Consider the following 1,524-nt stretch of genomic DNA (forward strand, 5'->3'; position numbering starts at 1 on the left):
GCGAGGTGCTCACTGGTACTTCCAACTCCCCCGGATGAATGGACGACGGGCGGCGCCCGCCCGTCCGTCCGTCCCGCGCCTGTCCGCCCGGCGCCCGCCGCCCGTCGTCCATTCATCCGGGGGAGTTGGAAGTACCAGTGAGCACCTCGCTTGAGCACGTCGCCCGCCCCATCCCGCTCACCGCGCCCAGCGGGATCGACCGTGCCGCGCACCACCGCCTCGACGAGGCCTGGCTCGCCGCGGCCTGGAGCCACCCGACGACGCGGGTCTTCGTCGTCTCCGGCGGCCAGGTCCTGATCGACGACACCCCCGAGGGGGACACGGAGATCGTGATGACGCCGGCCTTCGAGGCCCCGGTGACCGAGACCCACCGGTACTTCCTCGGCACCGACGAGGACGGCGTCAGCTACTTCGCCCTCCAGAAGGACGCCCTGCCCGGCCGGATGGACCAGTCGGCCCGCCCGGCGGGCCTGCGCGAGGCCGGGCTGCTGCTCGGCCCCCGCGACGCCGCCCTGATGGTGCACGCCGTGGCGCTGGAGAACTGGCAGCGCATGCACCGCTTCTGCTCCCGCTGCGGCGAACGCACCGTGGTCGCCGCGGCCGGGCACATCCGCCGCTGCCCGGGCTGCGGCGCCGAGCACTACCCGCGCACCGACCCGGCCGTGATCATGCTGGTCACCGACGAGCACGACCGGGCGCTGCTGGGCCGCCAGGTGCACTGGCCCGAGGGCCGCTTCTCCACCCTGGCCGGCTTCGTCGAGCCCGGTGAGTCCATCGAGCAGTCGGTGGTCCGCGAGGTCTGGGAGGAGGCGGGCGTACGGATCGGCTCGGTCGAGTACGTCGCGAGCCAGCCCTGGCCGTTCCCGTACAGCCTGATGCTGGGCTTCACCGCCCGGGCGGTCTCCTCGCAGATCACGGTGGACGGCGAGGAGATCCAGGAGGCCCGCTGGTTCTCCCGCGAGGACCTGCGCCGGGCGATCGAGGCGGGCGAGGTCCTTCCCCCGTCGGGCATCTCGATCGCGGCCCGCCTGGTCGAGCTCTGGTACGGCGAGCCGCTGCCCCGACCGACGGCCGGCTGAACGAGGCCGGGAGCGGTCCGGGAACGACCGTCCGGGAAGGGCCCGGGAATGGTCCGGGCCGTTCCCGGTGTTCGACTACCCGGACGTAACGACACCCCTCGGGCGAGACCCCGAACAACCCCGAGCAACCCCGAGAAGGAGAGGCCCCCGCCATGCAGGACAAGGGTTCCGTGACGATGTACAGCACGACCTGGTGCGGCTACTGCCGTCGGCTGAAGTCCCAGCTGGACCGGGAAGGCATCGCGTACACCGAGATCAACATCGAGCAGGACCCGGAGTCCGCGGCCTTCGTCGAGAAGGCCAACGGTGGCAACCAGACCGTGCCGACGGTCCTCATCGTCTCCCCCTCGGGCGCCGAGTCGGTCATGACCAACCCGAGCCTGGCCCAGGTCCAGCAGGCCCTGGCGGTCTGACCCCCTCCCCACCGCACGCCCCCTGACCGGCC

2 protein-coding genes are annotated in these 1,524 nt (G+C 72.3%); both read left to right on the forward strand.

Annotated elements, in window-relative coordinates; translation table 11 throughout:
* Positions 1-137: 137 nt before the first annotated feature.
* Positions 138-1,079 carry an NAD(+) diphosphatase gene (nudC, locus tag EF918_RS35595; protein WP_260611008.1) on the forward strand — a complete coding sequence of 314 codons (942 nt, stop codon included), beginning with the start codon at positions 138-140 and terminating at the stop codon, positions 1,077-1,079.
* 152 nt (positions 1,080-1,231) lie between these two features.
* Positions 1,232-1,492 (forward strand): mycoredoxin, encoded by a 261-nt coding sequence (locus EF918_RS35600; protein ID WP_125652963.1) that lies wholly within the window; start codon positions 1,232-1,234, stop codon positions 1,490-1,492.
* The last annotated feature ends 32 nt before the right edge of the window (positions 1,493-1,524 follow it).

It is taken from the genome of Streptomyces sp. WAC06614 (genome assembly GCF_003949795.1).
GTDB lineage: Bacteria > Actinomycetota > Actinomycetes > Streptomycetales > Streptomycetaceae > Streptomyces.

Excerpts from the sequence above, each read along its gene's own strand:
- EF918_RS35600 (WP_125652963.1), top strand. The coding sequence starts at position 1,232 with ATGCAGGACAAGGGTTCCGTGACGATGTACAGCACGACCTGGTGCGGC.